The sequence below is a fragment of the Roseburia sp. genome, from assembly GCF_041325975.1.
GTDB classification, from domain to species: domain Bacteria; phylum Bacillota; class Clostridia; order Lachnospirales; family Lachnospiraceae; genus Roseburia; species Roseburia rectibacter.
Map to the genome: position 1 here is coordinate 389,004 of NZ_JBGLEJ010000003.1, position 24,417 is coordinate 413,420.

The 24,417-nt window shown below is 42.9% G+C and carries 19 protein-coding genes and 2 tRNA genes; 6 read left to right on the forward strand and 15 right to left on the reverse strand.

What is annotated here, in order from left to right; translation table 11 throughout:
• The first annotated feature begins 113 nt into the window (after nucleotides 1-113).
• Nucleotides 114-371 (forward strand): hypothetical protein, encoded by a 258-nt coding sequence (locus ACDD58_RS02235; protein ID WP_118209808.1) that lies wholly within the window; start codon nucleotides 114-116, stop codon nucleotides 369-371.
• A 4-nt stretch (nucleotides 372-375) separates the two neighbouring features.
• On the opposite strand, the gene ACDD58_RS02240 is transcribed toward ACDD58_RS02235, so the two are convergent.
• From ACDD58_RS02240 to ACDD58_RS02250, 3 genes are read right to left on the reverse strand one after another with little or no spacing between them, the layout of a single operon-like run.
• Nucleotides 376-1,293, reverse strand: a complete 918-nt coding sequence (locus tag ACDD58_RS02240) for a SufD family Fe-S cluster assembly protein (protein WP_199654244.1) — start codon at nucleotides 1,291-1,293, stop codon at nucleotides 376-378.
• A 20-nt stretch (nucleotides 1,294-1,313) separates the two neighbouring features.
• Entirely contained in the window at nucleotides 1,314-2,036 is a 723-nt protein-coding gene (locus ACDD58_RS02245; protein ID WP_370775494.1) for an ABC transporter ATP-binding protein, read from the reverse strand.
• A gap of 25 nt (nucleotides 2,037-2,061) precedes the next feature.
• Nucleotides 2,062-2,559, reverse strand: a complete 498-nt coding sequence (locus ACDD58_RS02250) for a hypothetical protein (protein WP_370775497.1) — start codon at nucleotides 2,557-2,559, stop codon at nucleotides 2,062-2,064.
• A 292-nt stretch (nucleotides 2,560-2,851) separates the two neighbouring features.
• Between ACDD58_RS02250 and ACDD58_RS02255 the strand changes: the two genes are divergently transcribed.
• From ACDD58_RS02255 to ACDD58_RS02265, 3 genes are all read left to right on the forward strand, one after another.
• Nucleotides 2,852-5,080 carry an amylo-alpha-1,6-glucosidase gene (locus ACDD58_RS02255; protein ID WP_370775500.1) on the forward strand — a complete coding sequence of 743 codons (2,229 nt, stop codon included), beginning with the start codon at nucleotides 2,852-2,854 and terminating at the stop codon, nucleotides 5,078-5,080.
• 1,186 nt (nucleotides 5,081-6,266) lie between these two features.
• Nucleotides 6,267-6,339 (forward strand) — tRNA-Phe (locus ACDD58_RS02260).
• A gap of 54 nt (nucleotides 6,340-6,393) precedes the next feature.
• Nucleotides 6,394-6,464, forward strand: a tRNA-Gly gene (locus ACDD58_RS02265).
• 751 nt (nucleotides 6,465-7,215) lie between these two features.
• On the opposite strand, the gene ACDD58_RS02270 is transcribed toward ACDD58_RS02265, so the two are convergent.
• Nucleotides 7,216-7,443 (reverse strand): hypothetical protein, encoded by a 228-nt coding sequence (locus tag ACDD58_RS02270; protein WP_118210372.1) that lies wholly within the window; start codon nucleotides 7,441-7,443, stop codon nucleotides 7,216-7,218.
• A 204-nt stretch (nucleotides 7,444-7,647) separates the two neighbouring features.
• Between ACDD58_RS02270 and ACDD58_RS02275 the strand changes: the two genes are divergently transcribed.
• The gene (locus ACDD58_RS02275) at nucleotides 7,648-8,301 is read left to right on the forward strand and encodes a transporter (RefSeq protein WP_370775502.1); all 654 of its coding nucleotides are present in this window, start codon (nucleotides 7,648-7,650) and stop codon (nucleotides 8,299-8,301) included.
• A gap of 210 nt (nucleotides 8,302-8,511) precedes the next feature.
• On the opposite strand, the gene ACDD58_RS02280 is transcribed toward ACDD58_RS02275, so the two are convergent.
• The 5 genes from ACDD58_RS02280 to malQ all read right to left on the reverse strand — a co-directional run bounded on the left by ACDD58_RS02280 (nucleotide 8,512) and on the right by malQ (nucleotide 17,036).
• Nucleotides 8,512-10,335, reverse strand: a complete 1,824-nt coding sequence (locus ACDD58_RS02280; RefSeq protein ID WP_370775504.1) for an alpha-amylase family glycosyl hydrolase — start codon at nucleotides 10,333-10,335, stop codon at nucleotides 8,512-8,514.
• A gap of 1,286 nt (nucleotides 10,336-11,621) precedes the next feature.
• Entirely contained in the window at nucleotides 11,622-12,533 is a 912-nt protein-coding gene (locus ACDD58_RS02285) for a sugar ABC transporter permease (RefSeq protein ID WP_117921132.1), read from the reverse strand.
• Nucleotides 12,533-13,900, reverse strand: coding sequence for a carbohydrate ABC transporter permease (locus ACDD58_RS02290; protein WP_044999520.1), 1,368 nt, complete (start codon nucleotides 13,898-13,900; stop codon nucleotides 12,533-12,535). Before ACDD58_RS02290 ends, ACDD58_RS02285 begins: the two co-directional genes overlap by 1 nt.
• Nucleotides 13,901-14,000: 100 nt before the next feature.
• Nucleotides 14,001-15,338, reverse strand: a complete 1,338-nt coding sequence (locus tag ACDD58_RS02295) for an extracellular solute-binding protein (protein ID WP_118210375.1) — start codon at nucleotides 15,336-15,338, stop codon at nucleotides 14,001-14,003.
• An 84-nt stretch (nucleotides 15,339-15,422) separates the two neighbouring features.
• Nucleotides 15,423-17,036: a 4-alpha-glucanotransferase gene (gene malQ / locus ACDD58_RS02300; protein WP_118210376.1), complete on the reverse strand. Its 1,614-nt coding sequence runs from the start codon at nucleotides 17,034-17,036 to the stop codon at nucleotides 15,423-15,425.
• A 152-nt stretch (nucleotides 17,037-17,188) separates the two neighbouring features.
• Between malQ and ACDD58_RS02305 the strand changes: the two genes are divergently transcribed.
• Nucleotides 17,189-18,208 carry a LacI family DNA-binding transcriptional regulator gene (locus tag ACDD58_RS02305; RefSeq protein ID WP_118591467.1) on the forward strand — a complete coding sequence of 340 codons (1,020 nt, stop codon included), beginning with the start codon at nucleotides 17,189-17,191 and terminating at the stop codon, nucleotides 18,206-18,208.
• Between the two features lie 81 nt (nucleotides 18,209-18,289).
• Here the strand turns inward: ACDD58_RS02305 and ACDD58_RS02310 are convergent, their stop codons facing one another.
• The 6 genes from ACDD58_RS02310 to ACDD58_RS02335 form a co-directional block, all read right to left on the reverse strand.
• Nucleotides 18,290-19,528, reverse strand: a complete 1,239-nt coding sequence (locus tag ACDD58_RS02310; protein ID WP_370775509.1) for an MFS transporter — start codon at nucleotides 19,526-19,528, stop codon at nucleotides 18,290-18,292.
• 164 nt (nucleotides 19,529-19,692) lie between these two features.
• Entirely contained in the window at nucleotides 19,693-20,988 is a 1,296-nt protein-coding gene (locus ACDD58_RS02315; RefSeq protein ID WP_370775511.1) for a helix-turn-helix domain-containing protein, read from the reverse strand.
• An 83-nt stretch (nucleotides 20,989-21,071) separates the two neighbouring features.
• Nucleotides 21,072-22,337: an ATP-binding protein gene (locus tag ACDD58_RS02320; RefSeq protein ID WP_006858962.1), complete on the reverse strand. Its 1,266-nt coding sequence runs from the start codon at nucleotides 22,335-22,337 to the stop codon at nucleotides 21,072-21,074.
• Between the two features lie 173 nt (nucleotides 22,338-22,510).
• Nucleotides 22,511-22,951 carry a MarR family winged helix-turn-helix transcriptional regulator gene (locus ACDD58_RS02325; RefSeq protein ID WP_022113081.1) on the reverse strand — a complete coding sequence of 147 codons (441 nt, stop codon included), beginning with the start codon at nucleotides 22,949-22,951 and terminating at the stop codon, nucleotides 22,511-22,513.
• An 81-nt stretch (nucleotides 22,952-23,032) separates the two neighbouring features.
• Nucleotides 23,033-23,344 carry a thioredoxin gene (gene trxA / locus ACDD58_RS02330; protein ID WP_015559488.1) on the reverse strand — a complete coding sequence of 104 codons (312 nt, stop codon included), beginning with the start codon at nucleotides 23,342-23,344 and terminating at the stop codon, nucleotides 23,033-23,035.
• Nucleotides 23,345-23,483: 139 nt separating this feature from the next.
• Complete coding sequence (locus ACDD58_RS02335; RefSeq protein ID WP_370775516.1) at nucleotides 23,484-24,359, reverse strand: NAD(P)/FAD-dependent oxidoreductase; 876 nt, start codon at nucleotides 24,357-24,359, stop codon at nucleotides 23,484-23,486.
• Between the last annotated feature and the right edge of the window lie 58 nt (nucleotides 24,360-24,417).

Consider the following 24,417-nt stretch of genomic DNA (forward strand, 5'->3'; position numbering starts at 1 on the left):
ATCCTTATTTTTGTTTTTATATTTTATTTATAAATACAATTCTTTCCATATGATAATCTATGTTATAATAATGTTATAATAATGTTCTAACGTAACAGACAGGAGGACTTTATATGACCGAAACACCTTTATTTGAAAACCGGAGATACTGCGAAGAATGTCACTGTCTTCTTCCCACATCCTACGAGGGAACATTGTGTCCCCGCTGTTTAGAACAGAAACTTTTTCATCAGGTAAAAGAATATATTCAGACAAACAACGCCACCGCTTATGATGTTGCAACACATTTTCATCTGCCGCTCAGCCGCATTAAAGAATGGATTGATGACGGGATGATCGAATACAAAGACATTCCCGGCCACAAACTTTAAATGACTATTTCAAAAATCCATTGATAATCTGTTCTTCCGCTTCTTTTTCTGTAAGTCCAAGTGTCATCAGCTTGATCAGCTGCTCTCCGGCTATTTTTCCGATAGCAGCTTCATGGATCAGATTTGCGTCAATATTGTTGGCAGTCAGCTGCGGACTTGCAGTCACACAGGCGTTATCCATAATGATGGCATCACATTCACTGTGTCCTGCACAGGCTGCATTACCATTCATAACGGAGAAAAATTCCTGTTTTGATTCCCCTTTTGCAACAGAACGTGACACCAGATTCACACTGGAATTATCCCCGTTAATATCCACATGAAAATCTGTCTTTGCGTACTGTTTTCCGTGTGTCATGATCTTCTCATGGATCTCTAAGGATGCGTTTTCTGCCAGATCTCCTCTCGTCACACGAACCGTGGAATCGATTCCTTTGATCTGTGTCGTCTCCATCTCCATATGTGCGCCCTCTTTTAAGTGGACGATGGTCTGCGGATTCATGATATTCTCTCCGTTGCCGTCTCCCTCGCCGTAATGGCGCTCAATGTAGCGGACTTTTGCATTTTTCTCCAGATAAAACGTATGCACACCGTCATGTTTGGAAGTATCTACACCACAGTTATGGATCCCACATCCTGCCACGATCGTGACATCTGCACCCTCACCGATATAAAAATCATTGTAAACACATTCCTGCATTCCGCTCTCGCTTAAAAGTACCGGGATGTGCACACTCTCATGAACAGTTCCGGGTTTGATGATGATATCAATTCCATCCTTATCCGTCTTGGTCACGATATCAATATTAGCAGTCGTATTTCTTCCGAGTTTGGTGCCGTTCGCACGAATATTATAGGCACCCTCCGGGATCTCGTGCAATCCTGCCACCTGCTCTAATAAATTTTTCTGTATTAAATCCATTTTTTCCTCACTTCCCCGAATTACAGCTTACTGGTCAGCGTCTCACAGGTTCCCGCCGTATGAAGCAGTTCCGGAAGCACTTCTTCCTTGGTGCCGATCGTTTTCACCTGTCCGTTTGCAATCACAACAATTTTATCTGCAATATCTAAAATACGCTCCTGATGTGAAATAATAAGGATCGTTCCCTGAATCTCATCACGCATTTTTTCAAATACCCTGATCAGGCTGTTGAAACTCCAGAGATCGATTCCCGCCTCCGGCTCATCAAAGATAGAAAGTTTCGTTCCACGTGCCGTGATCATTGCGATCTCAATACGTTTCAGCTCTCCACCGGAAAGACTGCCATTGATCTCACGATCAATATACTCTCTCGCGCACAGTCCGACCTCGGATAAAATCTCACATGTTTCATTTACCGTCATCGTTCTGCCGGCTGCGATCGTAATCAGATCTTTTACCGTCAGTCCCTTAAAATGCACCGGCTGCTGGAATGCATAGCTGATGCCATGTTTCGCACGCTCAGTAATATCAAGTCCGGTAATGTCTTCACCATCTAAAAGAATCTGACCGGATGTCGGCTTAATGATTCCGGCAATGATCTTGGCAAGCGTCGATTTTCCGCCGCCGTTTGGTCCGGTGATTGCCACAAAATGTTCATCAATCGTCAGGCTGACATCCTTTAAAATATCTTTATTATCCTGATTGTCCTCTACCTCATAAGTGATATTTCTTAATTCTAACATTGTGTCCTCCGTCTGCATCCGTGGTTTATCTTACCACCGAACGCGGATATTTTACCATAACTTCATCGAGCATCTCATCATCCGGCTCAAACTCATAACGCACAAGTCCTTTTTCACCTTTTGCGATCAGCTCATACACCCTTGCCTCCGGGTTACCGGAAGTCAGATTTTTGTATGTCAGATTATGATCATTCTCATATTTGTATACACTTCTGTCACCTCTTGGTGCAAATCCAAGCACATCATCCATCTGCACACTGCCGATTGCTTTACGTTTGCTTTTTGCCTTGATACGTGCAAAATGAAACTCCCCGTCATAATAAGTGTATTCGAACTCTATATCCGAACGGAATGCTTGAAAATACCATACCAGCGCCAGTGCAATTCCCGGTATCAGAAAAATAATCGGGTTCACAAATGTAGACAGCAAAAACATCAGACATGCAAGTATAAACAATACGGTATTTAATATTTTTTTAGAACCTGTGTTCTTTTTTGGAACAATCACTAATTTCTCATGCATATAATCTTCTCCTGTGTTTTATATTTACCTGTTTACCGGATATTATCCCTTCACAAGTCATCTCTCCTATTTTATCATGTTAAAACATGACAGGCAAGGGTTGTCCCCTATTCTCTGTTCAAATACAGGAAATTTTATACATTTTTTATTTTTCTGTACATCAGTCCTGTTATCGTGTAAAATATAACCAGATGGATTTTTCGTAAATTTTCGCACAGTTGCAGGGCATTTTGAAACCAGCCACTGCACACTTTGTCACAAACAATTATTTTTATTATGGAGAGAGCTAATAATGATCACTTATCAATATGAAAAAAATGCATTTTCCACATTCAAAGAAGGAATCCGCCGCGAATGGGCACTGACCAATGGCATCGGCGGATATGCCGGAAGTTCACTGATCGGTGCACACAACCGTACACATCAGGGTTATCTGGTCGCAAGTCTGCACCCACCGATCGAACGCTATCTCGTTTTTTCCAAGATCAACGAATCTCTGACAGTATATGCAGCAGATACTTCTGAAGGTTCTGATGAGCAGCCTCATTCATTTATGAACACTGCAAAAACTGGATCTGCACATGATGTATCTGCCATATATGATCTTGAAACCTCACAGCACAAAAAAAACGGACAGACCTGTTATGCACAGGGGCAGAAATATCTTGTCTCATTTTCTTATGATGGAAGCGTTCACTATACATATCAGGCAGGTGATATCACCCTTACCAAACATATTTGTTTAAAACACGGCGCCAATGTCTGTGCCGTTGCTTATGAAATTGAAAATAATGGTCCGGATGCATCCCTTACCCTGGTTCCTCTTTTTAATTTCCGTGAGCACAGCGCATCCAGCCGCCCGGAGGATTTTCATTTTCATACGACACAGACCGGCAATTCCCTTTGTCTGATTCCGGAAAGCCACCCTGACACTGCCATTTTATTTCAGACAAGCGACGGTATGTTTTCAGACCATACGCCTATGTTTGACATTGATATGCAGCTTCAGACGGAAGTGGATCTTGAGACAGACGGACTCGACTGCCACTATTGTCCACACCAGATAACGTTTTTCCTTCCGACCAAAAGCCGTAGACAGGTTTCCGTGCTCTGTTCCGTAATATCTGCCGGTGAATCCTTTTCAGATATCAAGCCAGACACTGCTTTTGATATTTTAAAAGAACGGGAAGAATATACAAAATCACTCTATGCGACGGCAGACATTCATGATGATCTTGCAGACCGCCTAGTTCTCGCTGCGGACCAGTTTCTCTGCGACCGCGCCTCTACCGGCTACAAAACTGTGCTCGCCGGTCTCCCATGGTTTACCGACTGGGGACGTGACACGATGATCGCATTTACCGGACTGACGTTATGCACCGGTCGCAGAAAAGACGCCGAGGAAATTCTTTTAACATTTTCAAAGTATATCCGTCATGGGATCGTTCCAAATATGTTCCCGGATGATAATGCGGCGCCTCTTTACAACACGGCGGATGCATCCCTGTGGTATTTTTATGCGGTATGGCAGTATCTGCAGTATTATCCGGATGATGATGCACACACTTTTGTCAGAAAAAATATCTATCCTCACCTGAAAGAAATCATTTCTGCCTATAAAAACGGTACAGATTTCAGCATTTATATGGAGGAGGACGGTCTTATTCATGCCGGAAGCGGTCTTGACCAGATCACATGGATGGATGTGCGCGTCGGTGACTGGGTTGCTACTCCGCGCCACGGAAAACCGGTAGAGATCAATGCGCTCTGGTATAATGCACTAAAGGTTATGGAACAGCTTGCATTGCAGTATGAGGATGTGGCTTGCACTCTAATTCCTGACAGTGATACTTCCGCTTCTGGATGTACTGTTTCTGGATCCGGCAGTGAAACTCCTGCTTCTGGATGTACTGCTTCTGACTCTGTGAATGATTGCATGACCTCCCACGATTATGCTGCACTTGCCGATCTGGTAAAAAAATCTTTCTGTCAGAAATTCTGGTGGGAGGAAAAGAGCTGTCTTTATGATGTTGTTGACGGGGATGAACCGGACGATCATCTTCGTCCTAACCAGATCTATGCGGTATCTCTGCCTTTTACCATGTTATCAGAAGAACAGGAAGCAAAGATCGTCGCATTTGTCAAAGAACATCTTTATATTGGCTGTGGTCTGCGCTCTCTTACAAGCGATCATGCTGACTATCACGGCATCTACTGTGGTTCCCTGCCGAAACGTGATGCCGCATACCATCAGGGTACAGCATGGGGATTCCTGCTCGGCGGTTTTCTGACTGCTTACGCAAAAGTCCATGATCACTCACCGGAATGTACGAAAGAGCTGCTTGCACTGTTAGAACCGGTTCGCCACCATCTGACTGACAATGGATGTATCGGCTCCATTTCAGAAATATTCGATGGAGATGCGCCTCACAATCCAAGAGGCTGTTACGCGCAGGCATGGAGCGTCGGTGAGACACTGAGGGCTTATATGCAGGATGTTCTTCCGTATAAAGAAGAATAAGTATTTCAAAAATGCAGGTTAAGGATTGCCTGCCAAATTGTGGTTTGTGGGGCTATGAGTTCCCCGGCTAAGGGTGGCGTCGCAGTTTTGTGAGTGGCAAATTGCATCAAGCCGGGACTGTTTTGTTTCCGTTGTCCGAAAATAAGAAACTCTAAGCATGCCTGATTCAGGTTGGGGCGGAGTGACGTGTGCGTCCTAAATGTGCCGTCCGGGCACATTAGGACTTGTGCTGCCGTCCATGGCAGCACAACACTGTGTTACGGACAGGCATCCTAAGAGTTTCTAATTTTCTTCCAAAGTCACAAAACGAGTCTCGGCTTGATGCGATTTGCCAGCCTCAAGGTTGTGAACCACCCTTCGCGGGAGAACTCATTTTACAACTTTGGGAGACGTAAATTTTTAGTGTTTTATGTGTGAATCTGATTAAAAAAATATTTTCAAATAACTATATTCAATAGTTTATTATTTTTTTGATTACACTGGCAAAAACCTCGATATATAACACTATGCTCATATTTATTGCCATACACATTTGAAAAAATTATTCTGTGTTATTTTGTCTGGCATTTTACGAAATAATTCATGTAATACAATGTAGCAGATGGAAAATCTGGGAAGCCATTAGGTTGAATATTAATGATACAGCACATTAGCATTTTAAGCATATTTCCATTTGTGCGAATATCGAAAATTCGCACCTACGCCCCCAGTTTTGAGATGAACCGCCCGCCCCAATGGTGTTCATAACCTGGAGGCTGGCATCTTGCGCAAAGCCGAAGCTAATTTTGTGACTTTGGGAGAAAATTAGAAAAACTTGGTCTGCCTGTGTAGTTACACAGTGATGTTCTGCCACGGATGGCAGAACAAGGCTTCACGAGCCAAGGATGGCTCGTTGAACGCCGGTCACGTCACTCCGCCATAACCTAAATCAGGCAGACCTAGCTTTTCTTATTTTCGGACAACGAAACCAAAATTAACTCCGGCTTTGCGCAAGATGCCACTCACAAACCTACGAAATACCATTTGAGCGGGCGATTTATTTCATAAACAAATCATCATTTATCTTACAACTCATCCTAATTAGAAAAAATCATAAATTTTTAAAAAATTTGAAAATTTAAAAAAATTTGCATTTTTCACTTGACAGCAAGGTTTTTATCCTTTAAAATAGATTTTGCTGTGAGACGCCCAGTTAGCTCAGTTGGTAGAGCAGAGGACTGAAAATCCTCGTGTCTCTGGTTCGATTCCGGAACTGGGCATTAGAGCAGAAACAACCGTTTCTGCTCAGCAGTATTCAGTTTCATATATCTCATGCGGGTGTAGTTCAATGGTAGAACACCAGCCTTCCAAGCTGGATACGTGGGTTCGATTCCCATCACCCGCTTTTGTTATGTAAAAAACGAGTTTCATTCGAAACTCGTTTTTTGCATCTTTGATAAAGCCAAAGATTACACCTGTTTTTACATGAATAAAAAAGAAGGACATTGCACTCAACACAACATCCCTCTCAATCATCTTATTCTGTTATTTCTTTTTTACCACAACCGTTTTCACATACGAATTCCGTCCGTAGACCTTCGTACCATCATCATATACCGTGTATGGACAAACCTTTACGTAATATCGTTTTCCCTTTTTCAGCCCTTTTATTGTCCTGGTTGTGCCTGCTGAATACACTGTTTTGACACCTTTTTTGAATTTATAATCTGTAGAATATTGTATCCTGTAACCAATGGCATTTTTTGCGGATGCACACTTCACGGTCATCTGACCTTTTTTGGTACTTTTTAAGATTTTAGTGTGCCTTTGGAGAGTTTGATCTGTTTTTCTGCCTGAATTATAAACTTAAAATCAAATGACTGTATTCCTCTGCCACCATTATCATCTATTTTAAGTAATATGTCCCCACTGAAAGTTCTCTACTCAGTTTCGCCTGACTCCAACCTCCTCTGTATCTTGTCCATACGTTCCGGTTACATACCCAGTATATTCCGTCCCCATCTCATAATCCACTGCCAAATCTGCCATCGCAGCCTGTACCGTACTACTTCTGAATCCCAGAATTACAATTACACATAAAAACATCAACAGTAAATTTTTTTATTTTTTTTGCTCATAGATAATTTTCTCCTTTGTCATTTATAACCATTCCACTTCTTCTTTACTGCACCGGTATAATCACTGATTCCCATATCTAACGTATTATAATTAGCAACAAGTGTATCAATCCTTTTTTTCATTGTAGTCAAAAAGGCGTAACCTTCTCTGTCAGTCCGGAACTGCTTGCTTCCTTCCTCTCCGGCGGCATATTTCAGACAATTCTGGCTTTTGTACATCACCCGCAGCAGTTTTCTGATGATCAAATCGTCACTGATGTTTCAAAAATCCTTGGATGCTTAGAGACAATGACCAGCTGATCACGTCTGCAATATTTTAGAAAAACTTCACGAATTGGTACTTTTTTCATTTTTTCATGTGTGTTATTCTAGTGAAATGAGGTCAATATGTACCAATGCCTCATCATGTGATGTGAAATCACGATAAGACTGTTAGAAATGAGGATTACCATGGAAAAAAAGACAGATTTTAAGGCACTCTCAAGCAAAGCAAAAGTCCAGTACATCTGGGACTATTACAGACTGCACATTTTATCAGTGATTGTGATCGGTGGTATCGTGATCGGTCTTACATATCATTTTGTTTCTTACCGCAAACCGATCTTAAGTGTAATTATGATCAATGTACAGACAACCAGCGAAAATGCCGATGCTGCTTTTGACGAATTTTCAGATACTGCCGGCTATGATAAAAAACAGCAGCCCATCGACGTTTCTACAAACCTGCAGTTTCCGGAAAGTTCAGATGCAGCTTCCGCTTCCAGTTATGAAGATTATATGGTGCTCTCCACAATGGTCGGAGCCGGTGGACAGGATCTGTTTTTTGGAACAGGGGATACCTTTTTAGATTATGCAAACGAAGGTGCCTGTCTAGACCTGCGCACCTATATTTCCGATGATGTATTAGAAAAGTATAAAGATCATCTGATCTATTCCACAGATGATGGTGAATCCGAATCTTACCCATGCGCGATCGAGCTTACTGACAACGCATGGATCAAAAAATACGGTATTTATGACGGAACATGCTATTTTGGCGTGTTCAGCCGTTCCGAGCAGAAAGATTACTATACAAAATTTGCAGATTTTCTGCTGAACTACTAAGGTGAACCGTCTGGCAAATGGTGTGTCGTTGTTTGTGAGTGGCATCTTACGCACCCACCAAGGTTGTAAAATGAGTTTCCCAGCTTGATGCGATTTGCCAATCGAGAACCCGCGATGCCCCCCTTCGCTGGGGAACTCAACTCACACCCAAACCATCATTTGGCGGAAAATTTATTGCTCTAACTTATGATATTACCTTCTCCCTCCAGTTCACTTCACTATCACTACCGAATATCCCGGCATTGTGAGTGTTCCATCGGAAAAAGCAGCTTCTTTTGCATCCGTCAGCAGCACTCCACCAATTTCAAGATCACTTCCGCTCTTTTCTCCAACTGTAACTCCGGATAAATCTACATCCGCACTCTCCGGAGCAAGATTGTAAACCAGAAGTATTTCCGAATCACCATATGTTTTCTTTATGACACATACCTTGTCATCTGAAATATTCTCCTCAAACTTTACTGTTCCACGGGCAATTTCCGGATACTCATTCCGAAGTTTTATCGTCTGTTTTATGAACTGATAAATTGAATTTCCGTCTGCTTCCTGTGTATCAAGTGCACCATATTTCATCTTTATGGAATCCATATCCGCAGGACCTTTGCACATTCCATCAGTTGTGGCATCTTCACTCCAGTACATTGGTGCACGTTTATTTTCATCCTTACCGGAGCCCTTCATGCCAAGTTCTTCTCCATAATAAAGAAAAGCACTTCCCGACATCATAAGGTTCATCGCCTGTGCGATCTTCATCTGTTTTTCACTGTCATCCCCGGAGTAATAACCCGCACTGCGCGCCATATCATGATTCGTGTAAAATGGTGCATCAATATAACTGTCGCTATACTGTGAAAGGTTATACTGCAGGCTTACGAGCGCTTTTCCGTAAGAGGAAGCTGATCCATTTCTCAGCACGTTTGCAATCGTACCCGTACTGTCTGCAAAAGAGAAATCAAAGCAGCTATCAATTCCGCTCTCATAATATTTTGCATAAGTATTCTGATCTGTCCATACTTCTGCCACGATATAAGCATCTTCTTTTTTCTCTTTTACCATGGAATTAAACCAGGACAGTACCTCCACGTTTTTATCCACACTTCCACTGTAATACTCTTTTGCCGCATCCAGACGGAATCCATCTACACCAAGATCAAGCCAGAAGTCCACGATCTTGTCAAATTCATCACGGACTGCCTGATTCCCAAGATTTAAATCCGGCATTTCACTCCAGAACTGTGATTCATAATACCAGTCTGTGCCATCTATATTGCTGTAGCCACCCTGCATTTCCTTAGAAAAATTATAATAATCTACATAAGGACATTCCGATGCATCCGGCGTAGCACCTTCCGGCAGATTTTTCAGATATTCTGCCGCTGTTTTAAACCATTCATGCTGGGAGGACGTATGATTCATGACCAGATCGATAATGACATTGATTCCCCTCTCATGGCATGCCGCGATCAGATTTTTAAAATCGTCCATCGTACCGTATTCCGGGTCAATATCACAGTAATCCGTCACATCATATTTATGATAGGTCGTAGATGGCATGACCGGCATCAGCCAGATTCCGTTACATCCAAGATCCGTATCAGTTGATGGATCGCCGTCATTGATATAATCTAACTTTTCCGTCAGTCCTTTCAGATCTCCGATTCCATCTCCATCACTGTCAAAAAAGCTGTACACAAACACCTCATACCAGGTACGGTAATTATCGTCAATGATCTGTTCATCACCGGTATTAACCTGCTGCATCAGGGAAAGTGCGGTCACTCCTGCATTTTGTGTGTCTGCGTCCTCTCCAGTCCCTGCCGTATCATTCAGCCCTGCTATACTGCTATTCTTCGAATCAGCATTTTTCTCCTGTCCAACAGAAGTCTCAGTGTCCTCTGCAACAATATTCAAAGAACTCTCCAACGCATCAGAATTATCCACAACATTCCCCGAAGAAATTGCTCCTTTTCCACATCCCCCTGCGGAAACTATCAACATGCCGGCTAAAATTGCCGCAATTACTCTCTTTCTCATCTCTTCCCTCGTTTCTGCACAGCTTTGTCACTGTGCTTTTCATTCTATTATAATATGTTTCTGCTTTTTTTGCACTCCAGACTGCCCATAAAAATTTAACAAATTCCACGGCAAATAATGTTCGTAACTTATCGACACGCGTTCCCCAACAAATGATGATTTGTGGTTGTGATGTGAGTTTCCCTGTGTAGGGTGGTTCTGGGGGGTTACGATTGGCAAATTGCATCAAGCCGGGTCTGTTTTGTTCCGTTGTCCGAAAATAAGGCAATCTAGGTCTGCCTGCTTAGGTTGTGGTGGAGTGACGTGTGCGTCCTAAATGTGCCGTCCGGGCACATTAGGACTTGTGCTGCCGTCCGTGGCAGCACAACACTGTGTTACGAACAGGCAGACTAAGATTGCCTAATTTTCTTCCAAAGTCACAAAACGAGTCCCGGCTTGATGCGATTTGCCAGCCGCAAGGTTGTGAACCACCCTTCGCTGGGGAACTCATTTTACAACCTTGAGTAGTGCGTAAATTTTTAGTGTTTTATGTGTAAATCCGATTAAAAAATATTCTGCGTTATTAGTCTGGTAATTTATGAAACTATTATTGTATTTTAAAACTGCTGTTAAGCAAAATAATGCAGAATGAATTTTTAGTCTGCAAAGCGGAAAAGTGAGGTGTAGTGGACTATACTGTTTGATAACAATACAGCAGATTAAGATTCTAGCAAGTCATCAGGCTGAATATCAATGATACAGCACCTTAGGATTTTAAGCATATTTTCATTCGTGCGAATATCAAAAATCCACACCTACGCCCCAGTTTTGAGATGAACCGCCCACTCAAATGGTGTTCACAACCTGACAGCTGGCATCTTGCGCAAAGCCGAAGCTGATTTTGTGACTTTGGGAGAAAATTAGAAAATCTTAGTGTGTCTGTAGTTACACAGTGATGTTCTGCCATGGATGGCAGAACAAGGCAGCATCGAGTCATGGATGACTCGTTGTTGCCGTTCACGTCACTTCGCGAAAATCTAACTCAGACACACTTAGACTTTTCTTATTTTCGTACAACGGAACCAAAATTACTCCGGCTTTGCGCAAGATGCCACTCACAAACCTACGAAACACCATTTAGGTGGGCGACGCATGCCTCAACAAACCACAATTTACCAGGCAATTCATTAACTTCTTCTGATTGCAAAAAGAGCAGAAACGAAACCGTCCCTGCTCTCCCGGCAGACTCCCCATCTGCCCAATGACACACCAAAATGTGCCCTCATATTCAATTTGTATCCTGTGGATCAGCCCTTGACAGCTCCGCTCATACCTTCCACATAGAACTTCTGTGTCATTAAGAACAGAATTGCGATCGGGATCGATACGACAACTGCTCCTGCTGCGAAACAGGTATACCAGCTATCGATATACTCTTTCTCAAGCATCTTCCAAAGACCGATGGATACGGTGTAATACTGTGCATCTGCACGGCAGATAACTTTACCGAAAATAAAGTCAACCCACGGTCCCATAAAGGATGTTAAAATCGTATATACGATGATCGGCTTACTGAGCGGTACAGTAATCTTTGTAAATACATTCCATCTTGTCGCTCCATCGATAATCGCTGCCTCATCCAGCGATTTTGAGATTGTATCAAAAAATCCCTTCGCAACATAAAATCCTGCACCGGAACCGGCGGAGAACACGATGATAAGTGCTACACGGATCATTGCACCATCTGCTAAATTAAGTGCTCTTAAAATATAGTACACAGCGATCATGGACATGAAAGATGGAAACAGACCAATGATCATCGCAATATTCATAAACGGTTTTCTCATCTTAAATCGCATTCTTGACATACTGTATGCCACTGAAAGTACAAAGATGGTAGAAATGATGCAGGTAAAAATTGCGATCACAAAGGTATTCATAAACATCTTCGGAAAGTTTAAAATACTGGTGTCTGTAAATAATTTGATGTAATTATTAAATGTATAGGTTTTCGGGAAAAATGTACTTACATAAGAACCTTTCTCTCCACGGAAACTTGTAAGGATTACCCAGAAAATCGGGAGAACCCAGATAAATGCCAGTATTGCCAGGAAAATGTGAACAATCACATTTATCACTGTTTTACGGATTTTCGCCGTATTGGATGCACCACTTTTTTTCGCAGCCACTGCTGCTGTACTCGTATGTGTCGTGTTCATTACATGAATCCCTCCTCATCTTTATAGGATGCGGTATTGCGATATGTTACCAATGCTACGATCGCAAGTACAATAAATGTCATAATACCGATAACAGCACCTAAGTTATAATAGTTCTTATCAACCGTCAGCTTGTACAGCCAGGTAACAAGAAGGTCTGTCTTTCCTGCTGTTGCATCCACCGGAGTAGGATTTCCACCTGACAGAAGGAAGATGACATTGAAGTTATTGATATTTCCCGTAAACTGTGTGATCAGGTACGGTGTCATAACGAATAACATGTAAGGCAATGTGATCTTAAAGAAAGTCTGTACAGCATTCGCTCCGTCGATCTTTGCTGCCTCATAAAGTTCACCCGGAATATTCTGTAAAATACCGGTTACCTGAAGTAACGTATACGGAATACCTACCCAGAGGTTAATAACAATAACCGTTACTCTTGCCCATGTTGCATTTGAAAAGAACGGTAATGCGGTATCGATCAGACCATATTTTAATAACAGCGTATTGACGATACCGGTCGGCTGTAACATGGTACGCATGATCAGCAGTGATACGAACTGCGGTACTGCGATGGAAAGTACAAAACAGAATCTCCAAAATGCCTTTCCTTTTGTCTCCTTACGGTTGATGATAATTGCTAAGATCATACCGAGGATATAGTTTAATGCGGTTGCTACAATGGCCCAGATCAGTGTCCATCCTAATACGGAATAGAACTGCTTGCCGATGCTGTCACCGAAGTTTAAAATCTTCTTGAAATTTGCCAGTCCCACCCAGTCAAATAATACCAGATGATCGTTGACTTTACTGTAGTTCGTGAACGCCATGGTAATGTTATAGATCAGTGGTAAGATCGTAAAAATTAAAATTCCCATAACCGGCGCTGCCAACAGTAATTTATATAAATTTTGATCTAACAAACTCTTGCAGTCTTCTTTAAAGTTGTTTAAGTGCTTTCCTGATTTTGCCAGCACTTCCGATTTATAAGAGCTCTTTACGGACTCTCTCCAGACAATGATAAACATTGCTGTAATATAAACTGTTGCCACTCCATACAACAGAATCAGTGCTGACTGGTCACCTGCTGTATATTCATAAATACTCTTTTTTTCGTTCCATACTTTTTCCTGCTCTCTCCATCCAAGAGATGGCAGCATAGATAAATTATAAATTCCTGACTGAATCATGTACCAGATATATGCAGCTTCTACTGCAAGAAACATGATTCCCTTTCCAATTTGTTTATGTGCAATATTTCCTAAGCCCATAATTAACAGGGAAAGTTTTGTGATTATATTTCCTTTTGCCACCGCATTTGTAACCGTGTACGGTGTTGAAAATTCTTTATTTTTTCCTTTTTTCATTCCAGCCTTTTTCACGTTATGGGCCTCCTTTAAATCTCAATGTAGAAACATCCAGGATGCCCGTCCGGGCACCCTGGGATTTCTATCAGAAGAAATCTTTTTACTGTGCAATGTCTGTGTTCATTGTTGTATTCATATCTTCTGTTTTCTCTGCTGCGTTATCAGCTGTGATCTCACCAGCGACCAGTGCTTTACCCATGTTCTCAGCCGGTGACCAGTAGTTGCTCATTTCGCTTACTAATGGCTGCATGATAGATGTATCTGTCATAACTTTTGTAACTGCCGTAGCAATTTCATCATCTGAGATTGCAATGTTTGTATTTGTAGGAAGGATATTTCTCATATCATAATGATCTTTCTGGGCATCTTCACCTGCAAGGTAAGCCGCTAAAGCCATGGAAACCTGCATATTCTCTGTATTTGGATTAACGCCGATTGCTTTAGATCCTATGAAGGATTTCATCTGACCCTCTGTTCCTCCGATATTTACAGTAGGAAGAGCTGCAACACCCATGTTATCGCCAAGAGCTTCTTTTACAGATTCTGCATCCCATGTACCTGAGAAAATGGCATTAACGCTGCCATCACGTAAACCGGCAATACCTGCTCCGTCTGCATCATTAATGAAGTTTGGATTCTTGCAAAGGTCTACAAGATACTCAGTAACTGCTGCTGCCTTGTCACCACTAAAATCGACACCTGCTGCTGCATCAGTACCATCACCAAATAATGTACATCCGTTTGCTACATAGAAAGCCTGAATATACCAGGAGTTAGATAATGGGAAAGAAACTTTTCCTTTTTCTAACATGGTATCAAAGCTCTTAATATCATCATCTGAAAATACACTCTTATCATAGTACATGAACCATGTATTTGATGTAAACGGGAATGCCACTACTGCATCATTGTAAGTAACAGATGCTGTAATAGAATCAGAGTTTGTTGTAGTTACATAGTCAAGATAGCTTCCTCCAAGCTCTGCTAATGCATTTGCAGATACCAGATCCGGGATGTTATCGTTTGCTAACATATATACATCTGCGGAGTTTTCAACATCCTGTGTAACCGTTGCTTTTGCATCACCCTCTGCACATACACCATAATTGAAAGTGATATCCCAGTTTGGATGAGCTGCGTTGAATGCGTCACACTCTTTTGCAAGCCAGCCTGTATCCTGATCTTCCTGTGGGCTCCATACTGTAATTGTACCGGACCATGGCTCATCTTCAGAATCTGCGGCTGCTGCCTCAGTACCTGCGGTATCTACGGCTGCTGCCTCAGTACCTGCGGTCTCCTCTGCTGCTGCATCACTTGTTGTGCTGTTGTCTGCTGCTGCATCGCTTCCAGCATTGTTTGCGGCTTTGTTTCCGCATCCTGCTGCCATGGTTGTCATCATAGCTGCTACCATTAATAATGACACTGCTTTCTTTTTCATTTTTTTCCTCTCCTTTTCTTTTTCCCAAAAAGTTTTCATGAACTTTGTTTTTATATAAAATGCAATCTGCACTTTATAACATAATTATCTGTGATAAACCGACGCAAGCGTCCGGATCCATGCCCTTCGCTCCTCACTCAGTTCATCGGTTCCAATCCTCCATCTCCAGTTTCTCCCGACGGTGGATGGTGCATTCATCCGCGCTTCATTTCCAAGCTTCATCAGATCCTGCATCTGTATGATCACCACATCTGCAATGCTTGCATAGGCAGCCCGGATCAGCGCATCCGGTATTTCTTCTTTATATTTGATATTCAGATACTCGTACAGATAAGCAAGCTCATAATCTGTTTTGTCCCTGAAGTAACCAACAATTGTTTCATTGTCATGCGTTCCCGCATAAACGACAAGATTGCAGTCGGTGTAATTATGTGGAAGATGTTCGTTTGCCGTATCATCCCCAAATGCGAACATCAAAATCTTGATGCCCGGCCATCCGGTTCTTGCCATCAGCTTCTTCACGCCCGGTATCGGACTCTTTCCTGCGATATCCTCAACGATGATGTGTGTATCTCCGATCACTTTTTCGATTGCATCCGTAAGTTTCTTTCCAGGTCCCCTACTCCACTTTCCACTTCTTCCATCTTCTGCCTTGTTCGGTACGACATAATACTTTACGATCGCTGCAAAATGATCAAGCCGTATCACATCAAACAGCTTTGCATGTTCTAACATGCGCGCCTGCCACCAGGCAAATCCATCTTCTTCCATCCGGCTCCAGTTGTATACTGGACTTCCCCACTTTTGTCCATTCTCTGAAAATGCATCCGGCGGAGAACCTGCAACTCCTTTTGGCGTCCCATCCTCTTCCAATAAGAAAAGTTCCCGGTTTGCCCATACATCCACACTGTCTAATGCCACATAAAACGGAAGATCACCAATCAGCTGGATACCTCTGTTATTTGCATATTCTTTTAATTTTTTCCATTGTTTAAAAAATTCAAACTGGCAGAATTCATAGAACAATATGTCTGTATGTAACGTTGTTTCATACTCTTTTAATGCCTCAGGATCCCGGCTTCGAAGCGGTTCGTCCCACTTCTGCCATTCCTCATCACCAAAATGTTTCTTTAATGCAGTATAAAGTGCATAATCAGAAAGCCATCTGGCATTTTCCTCACAGAACGTTACAAAAACTTCATTTTCGATATCGAATCGTGCGAACGCCATTTTCAAAACTTTAAAGCGGTTCTCATAAATCATCGCATAATCAATATCCGCTTCATCATTTCCCCAATGGAAACTTCGGATCTCTTCCACACTAAGCAGCTTCTCCTGCACAAGATCATCCAGATCGATCAGATATGGATTCCCGGCAAATGCGGAATATGACTGATATGGACTGTCTCCAAAACTGGTTGGACCGATCGGCAGCACCTGCCAGTAACGCTGTTTTAAATCCACCAGCAGATCTATAAACTGGAATGCCGCATCTCCTAATGTACCAATTCCGTATGAAGATGGTAAACTTGTGATCGCTAAGAGGATTCCTGCTCCCCTTGCCATTCTTTTTGCATCCAATGATCTTCCCCGGTCCTTCCTCTCTTTTTTTTCGCTTTTTTTCGTATCTGTGATAATTTTATTACTGGAAACGTTTTTTGTCAACGAATTTGCAACTTTTAACAGCGTTTTTGCCATATTTGCCGTTTTTGCTATATCGTTTTTGTTTATTTTTACAACGAAACCACTCAAAAGTTTCGAAAATTTTAGTATGTCTGCTTGTCAACTTTTTGTTTTCTTTATATAATATAAAAAAATCAACTGTTTTTACTAAGGAGAGGATCTTACCCATGGCAACAATCAAAGATATTGCAACAAGACTCGGTGTTTCCGTCAGTACCGTATCAAAAGGTTTAAATGGCGCGAGTGACATCAGCGAAGAATTACGTCAGATGGTGCTTGACACTGCAGTTGAAATGGGATACGCAACAAAAAAATCAAAGAAAAAAGAAAACCGCAAGCTTGCGGTCTTTATCGAAAATATGGAATATGAAACGGAAGATCAGTTTGGCTACGATATCGTACTCGGTTTCAAACAGAATGCTTTCCGCCATAATTGGGATGTCACCGTTATCCCGGTCACACCTGCTTTTCAGCTTACAGAAAAATATGATACATACATGTTAAAGAACGGTTTCTGCGGTGCCTTTTTAGTCGGATTCGCCCTGCATGACGAATGGATGCAGCAGCTTTCCCACACCACAATGCCGACTGTTCTCTTTGATAACTATATCGAAAAAAATCCTAATGTCTGCTATGTCGGCACCGATAATTACGAAGGTATCGACGCAGCCGTAGATCATCTGTATACCCTCGGCCACAAAAAAATTGCTTTTTTAAACGGTTCCCTGCACTCCATGGTATCCGAGCAGCGCCAGGAAGCATTTTTTAACAGCATGAAAGCTCATGGACTGGCTGCTGATGAGAAGCTGACCGCCTACGGCTATTATGTGGCAGACAGTGCAAAATACCATGTTCCGACTTTTCTCGGTGCAGGTGCAACTGCGATCATCTGCGGCAACGATCTGATTGCTTCCGGTGTAATTGCCGAGTGTAAGCTGCGCGGTTTCCGCGTTCCGGAGGATATCAGTGTGATTGGTTTTGATGATCTTCCGCTCTCTGCCTCCTTAGAGCCGCCGCTTACCACGGTTCGTCAGGAGCGTAATGAACTTGGAAAATGCGCTTACGTCGTTTTAAATTCTCTGGTGCACCACATCCCGTTCTGCCGGACGCAGATCCGGGCAAGACTCATTGAAAGAGAATCGACGGCACGCTGTCAGGCAGCACCCGAGATAAAACCACTGGTGTAAAAGTGATAGATTTATAAGCAATGCTATACGGGTATAAAGAGGTGGTTTTCAGTTCTCTGACTGGAAAATTGCAGTATCTCACTACTCCGTTTTCCGAACCGCCTCATATACGGGGCGGTTTTCTTTTGCCGGAATGCAAATCAGTAAAAACATAGCGGTAAGTTCTGCTACTGAGAGCATCAGAATGGCTGACCGATAAGACATAATCTGCCCCAGTGCTCCCGCTGCCATCTGGAATGCCACACTTCCGATCGCAAATACCATATTAAAAAATGCGTTGATACGCGCCCGCATATTTTCGGGCAGATAGCTCTGCACTGCTGTCTCACGGATAGTCGCACTTGAGATGCCAAGTGCCCCACAAAGGAAACGGTTACACAGCATCAGCGGATATGGCAGATATAAAAGTAAAATATCCATCAGTCCATAGACCGTATAGACAAATTTGGTAAACGCATAACGTTTTTTTACCGGTATTTCTTTTTTATACTGAAAAATGCCGCCAAGTCCCCGCCCGATCATTTCCGCACTTTTTAAAAATCCAAGCATCGTAACCGTAAGCCACGGCACTGTCTGGTAAAACGCCTGTATCAGTACGGTATTTCCATCTGACACACCGCTTGTGATACTCATATAAGTATAGATGTTACGAATGCCCTTTTCTTTTTTCAGATAATGAAATCCTTCCCTGATATCCTGACAATACTGCTTCCAGGTATAATCGTCCTGTGCTTCTTCCTTTTCCTCATGAATCCGGCTCTCCACGATGACAGATACCATCGTGATACCGGCAACCAGATAAAAAATGTGTGCCATGGATATTTTTTCATACAAAAAGGTTGCCGCCGGGGACATTGCAATAATGACAAGCGGATAGATCGTATTGCTGACCGCATAGCCCTTCTGCTCCATCCCGTTCGGGATCAGATTTGGATACCATGCATCATATGCAAGACGGTAAAACACCGAAATCGTTCCTACCGCAAGAACAAATATCAGATACAGCAGATAGTTGAACGCATGACCACTGATATAGATTCCCATCATCGCATACAACACCGCTGTCAGGATATCGAGTCCGACAATCCATTTTTTCTTTCCGCCTTTATCAATCAAAGGTGCTGCTAAAACAGAAAGAACAACGTCCGGCAAAACGCCGCAGATCAGTACCAATGCTGATAAGAATGTAGATCCGGTCTCATCAAATACCAAAAGGCTGATCGGCAGGTTCATGGCTTCGCCGCCCACGGCAGTTAAAATGGTTGCTATGGCGATACTGGTGAAATCTTTTGTCCAGAGTGTTTTTTGCTGGTGTGACATGTTTTTCCCTCATTTCATGTTTTGTAGTATAACGTAATGTTTATGATGTCCGGAGCAAATAGTGGATTCCAGACATCATATATCGATTGCTACAGTTATTATATATTCCACTTTAAACTAGATAAAGCGAATTGATTTGGGAAAATCGGCACAAAAAAAGCACGCTAAAACGTACTTTTTCTGGTCTTTGCGGAAATTTGTTCACTAAACTCCAGTGCCTTTTTATATTTTCGCTGCCTCGTATAGGCTTCTAAAATCACATTTTTATACTGATAGAGGAAACCAAACGACTTTTCTTTTATGAGTGCCCTGATCAGTCGTTCGATCAGATCTAAATATGCCGGATCCGCCGTAAAGTCTGGCTTTTGTTCCATGCAAAGTTCCTCATACATCAGACGCTCTGCCATCTTACCCTTCATATCTTTCCGGAAAAGTAACTGCTTCATTATTGCAAGATAATGATCCGCCTCCCTGGTATTTCCAAGGATAAGATGTAACCATGCCTTTTTATGACAGAGCAGGAAATCTTCTGACCGGACACGGTTTAAACAGTCGAGTGCTTCCTCATATCTTCCAACTGCAAGATAGGTCGCCCCCATATTATAATATAATCCCTGCTCGTATTCTTTCCACCATCCGGTATTCTGCAATAGCCTTCTGGTGCGCTCATAATAGACGGTCATCATCTCATCCATATCGACACATGCATATGCGCTTCCATTCATAAAATAATAATCCGCCAGTGCATATACATTTCCCTCTTCCAACGCCGCCGTCACAAAACGGTTCTCCATCCGGTGAATCGCGTCGTATTCTGCCTGTTCATAATAACCGGCAATCAGACAGCACATGCCAAGCGTGTTCTGCAGTCCGTGCTGTACTTTCTGATACCACTCCATTTTCTCTGCCGGATCTTTTGTGAGTCTTGAACAGACCAGACTGTAATAGGCATACTGTTTTTCATCCATGCAGTCTTCTAACTGCGCTAAAGTGCTGACATTCTCATTCAAAAAATTCTGTATGTCATTTCCATCCGCTTCTTTTTTCATCAAACTTTCGATAAAGCTCTCATCTACTTCTTTCCATGTGCTCTTACTGTAATAAATTGCGGACACCAGTCTGATATCGATTGTAAGCGGTGACATCAAAAGCCTGTCCCATTTTCCGGCAAGTTTTTTCCATACCGTTTCATTTTCCAGCCCATATTGCAGATTGTAAAAAAATTCATCCATCTGTTTCCTGCTCTCAGTAAGAAACGCAGAATCTGTCTCATAATTGATTCCAAGTCTTGCAAAAAGCTGCTTTAAAATTGCCATATCCGGCTCCGCCGATCCACGCTCGATTTTGCTTAAATACGAAACCACACAGATGCCATAGCAGACTTCTTTCTGCCCCTTTCCCTGTCTGATCCGCTCCGCGCGCAAAATCATCCCTGCCGGATTTTTTTCTTTTCTATTCATACTTATTTTCCAAATTTTTGTCTCTGTGAACTATCTATCGTCTTTATAAAGCCCATTGGATTTTTCTGTTATAAAATTGCCTCTTAAATCGGCGCAAGCAGGTACTCACACAAAATCTGATATAATTTTTGCGGTTCAACCGGTTTTGCAATATGTGCATTCATGCCCGCTTCCTTGCATTTTCTCACATCTTCCAGCGTATCGTCTGCACTCAATGCTATGATCGGAATGATCTGCGCATCCGGCTTTGCAACCTTCCTTATCGCTCTCGCCGCAACAAAACCGTTCATGTTTGGCATCTGGATATCCATCAGTATCGCATCAAAATGATAGGGTTCTTCCGCTTTAAACTGCTCTAATGCCGCTTTTCCATCCTGCGCACTGATCACATTTACCGCCACATGCTCTAAGATACGCCTGCTGATCTCAACATCAAGTGGATGATCCTCCACAAGCAGAACCCTCTTTCCCCGCAGGATGTTCTGTATCTCCTCCGCGGAACGGTGTGCCACTTCGATCTCCGGCTGTATCTCCGCAATCTCAATCTCAAGATGGACTTTTATCTCCGTACCTTTCTGCGGCTCGCTTTTTACCGTGATCGTTCCGCCCATCAGATCAACGATGCTTCTCACGATCGCAAGTCCGAGTCCCGCTCCGTTTCCCGGTTCACCCTGATTCACGCTCTCCTGCGTAAATGGCTGGAAGAGAATCTGCTGAAACTCTTCGCTCATTCCCATTCCGTTGTCGGACACCACATAGTCGGCACAAAATTGATTGTTGTGCGTGGCATAATTACAGATGCGGAATGTGACCTCCCCGCCCTCCGGTGTAAACTTCACCGCGTTGGAGAGCAGATTAAAAAATATCTGGAAAAACCGCACTGGATCAACCATCATATTAATGTTGATCTCCTCATGCGGCATATGAAATCGGATCCATTTGCGCTCACACATCGGCTCCATCATATTTTCCACTTCATTTAAAAATTCCGTAAACGAATACGGCTTGGGATGAAGATGGAACTTTCCGTTTTCGATCTTAGACATATCCACCAGATCATTCAAAAGTCCCATCAGAAATTCACTCGCGCCGCGTATCCGGTTTAAGCACTCTTCCATCCGCTCCGGATGTTCCGTCTCTTCAAGTCCTAACGCCGTTGCCCCCACGATCACGTTCATCGGTGTCTTGATCTCGTGACTGATGCGCGACAAAAACTCTGTTTTTACTTCTGCAACTTCCTCTTTCGCTGCATCCCTCTGCACCTGCATGCGCCGCAGACGCACCGTGTCAAACAAAAACAATCCCACAAGTGCCGCGATCAGTACTGCGATCAACATTGTCTGTTCCATAACAAAACCCCCAGTGGTTTCTACTCTTCATAAATGACTGCCTGTTTTCCGGCAATCTTATAAGGATAATTTTACCATAGTGGTTTGGTGGGGTGCAACTGGATTAGGGGGAGAAATCACTTTAACTTTCTGTTGCAGATACACTTGTCAAATGTTTGAAATATGATTTATTTTCATTCTTTTCCAAGCACTCCCAGCACTTTGTGCAGCAGCCGGTACAACTCATCAGCATCTTCTTTCTCCAGACACACGCAGCAGCCCATTTTTTTTGGCACCAGCACGGCATCCTCTTTCAGCTTTTCGCCGAGTTCTGTGATCGTCACATTTAACACACGCTCATCCTCACTGTCCCTTGCGCGTACAAGATAGCCTTTCTGCTCAAGCTTTTTCAGGACAGGCGTGAGTGTGCCGGAATCCAGATATAAAAGTGCTCCCATATCTTTCACGCTGATCTGTCTGTGTTCCCAGAGCACCATCATCGCGATATACTGCGTGTATGTCAGGTCAAGCTCATCTAAAAAAGGCTTGTACTTGCGCACGATCTCTTTGGAACAGGCGTAAAGTGGAAAACACAACTGGTTTTCCAGTTTTAATGCATCATATTTATCTGGCATGATAATCCTCATTTCTACCGGCACACCATTCTGCAATCCAGGTTGTTCCCAGACGATGTGCCAGTTCACAGTCAGCTCTTTCTAATTCAGATGTTCCTCGATAAAGCTGCGCATTGCGTCTTTCGGCTGGAATCCAACCGTTCTTGCCACTTCCACGCCATCTTTTAACACGATGACTGCCGGGATGCTGACAATGCGGTACTCCTGTGCAAGTCCCATGTTTTCATCGGAATCTGCGTTGTAAAACTCTGCCTTGCCGGAGAGTTCCTCGGATAATTCTTCCATCACCGGTGCTAACATCTGGCACGGTCCGCACCATACTGCGGAAAAATCGACAACTGCTACTCCTTTTTTTGCTTCATTTAAATCGTTATTTGTAATTTTCTTTACCATAATATTTTCCCTTCCTGCGCTGCCCTTTGCGCATAATATACTGTTTATTTCTAATATATATCTACATATCTATACATCTGCTGTAATGACATACAACGCGGTTTAAATTTTCCACATTCCTTTTTATATGGGCTGTGATTTACTGCTTTCCGGCTGCACGTTTCTTTGCATCCAGATAAGTCACGGCGGATAACGCTGCAACATTGCCCTGTCCGGCTGCTTTAATATACTGATACGGTGTGCCAGTGATATCACCACAGGCGAATAGTCCCGGAATATTTGTCTCCATGGACAGATTAACCTTTACATGATTTCCGTCTAATTCAAGTCCCGGCACGAGCTGTTTCGGAGATACAGCATCACGCAATACAAAAACACCATCCACAAAGTGTTCTCCCTGCTCAGTACGGAGTCCTTCTACTTTCTTTTCCCCGAAAATCTCGTTCGGACGTTCTTTGATCACAGTCACCCGCTCCGAAACCTCCGGTTCATGCTGATACATCGGAAAATAAAGTACTTCTGCTGCCACTTCCGCAAGAAAATCTGCCTCATGTTCCGCATCCTTTCCGTAACCGATAACAGCAACTTTTTTCCCTTTATAAAAGCAGGCATCACAGGTTGCGCAATAGCTGACGCCACGTCCTAAAAACTCATCCTCACCCGGAAGGGTTTTTCCGGAGACAACTCCGCATGCTAAGATCACACTCTCTGCCTCAAGCATTTCCTCGCCTGCCTGAATTGCAAAATAGTCACCCATCGCATAAACAGTACCAATACGGCTGTCCGTAATGTCAATCTCCATCATGGCAAGCTGCTTTTCAAACGTTTCTGCCATTTGGGCTCCGGTCACAGCCGGAAGTCCCGGATAGTTCATGATCTGATGCGCCTTGCTCACCTTATCACTCATCTGCTTTTTGCCGATCAGCAAAATGTTTTTATTTCTTACTTTTGCAGTCAATGCGGCAGAGACACCGCCAGGACCGGTTCCAATGATCGCTATATCTGCTCTCTCCATTTTTCTCTCCACCTCCAAATCATTGTCTTAAATTTAATTGTGTACAATCTTTACGTTT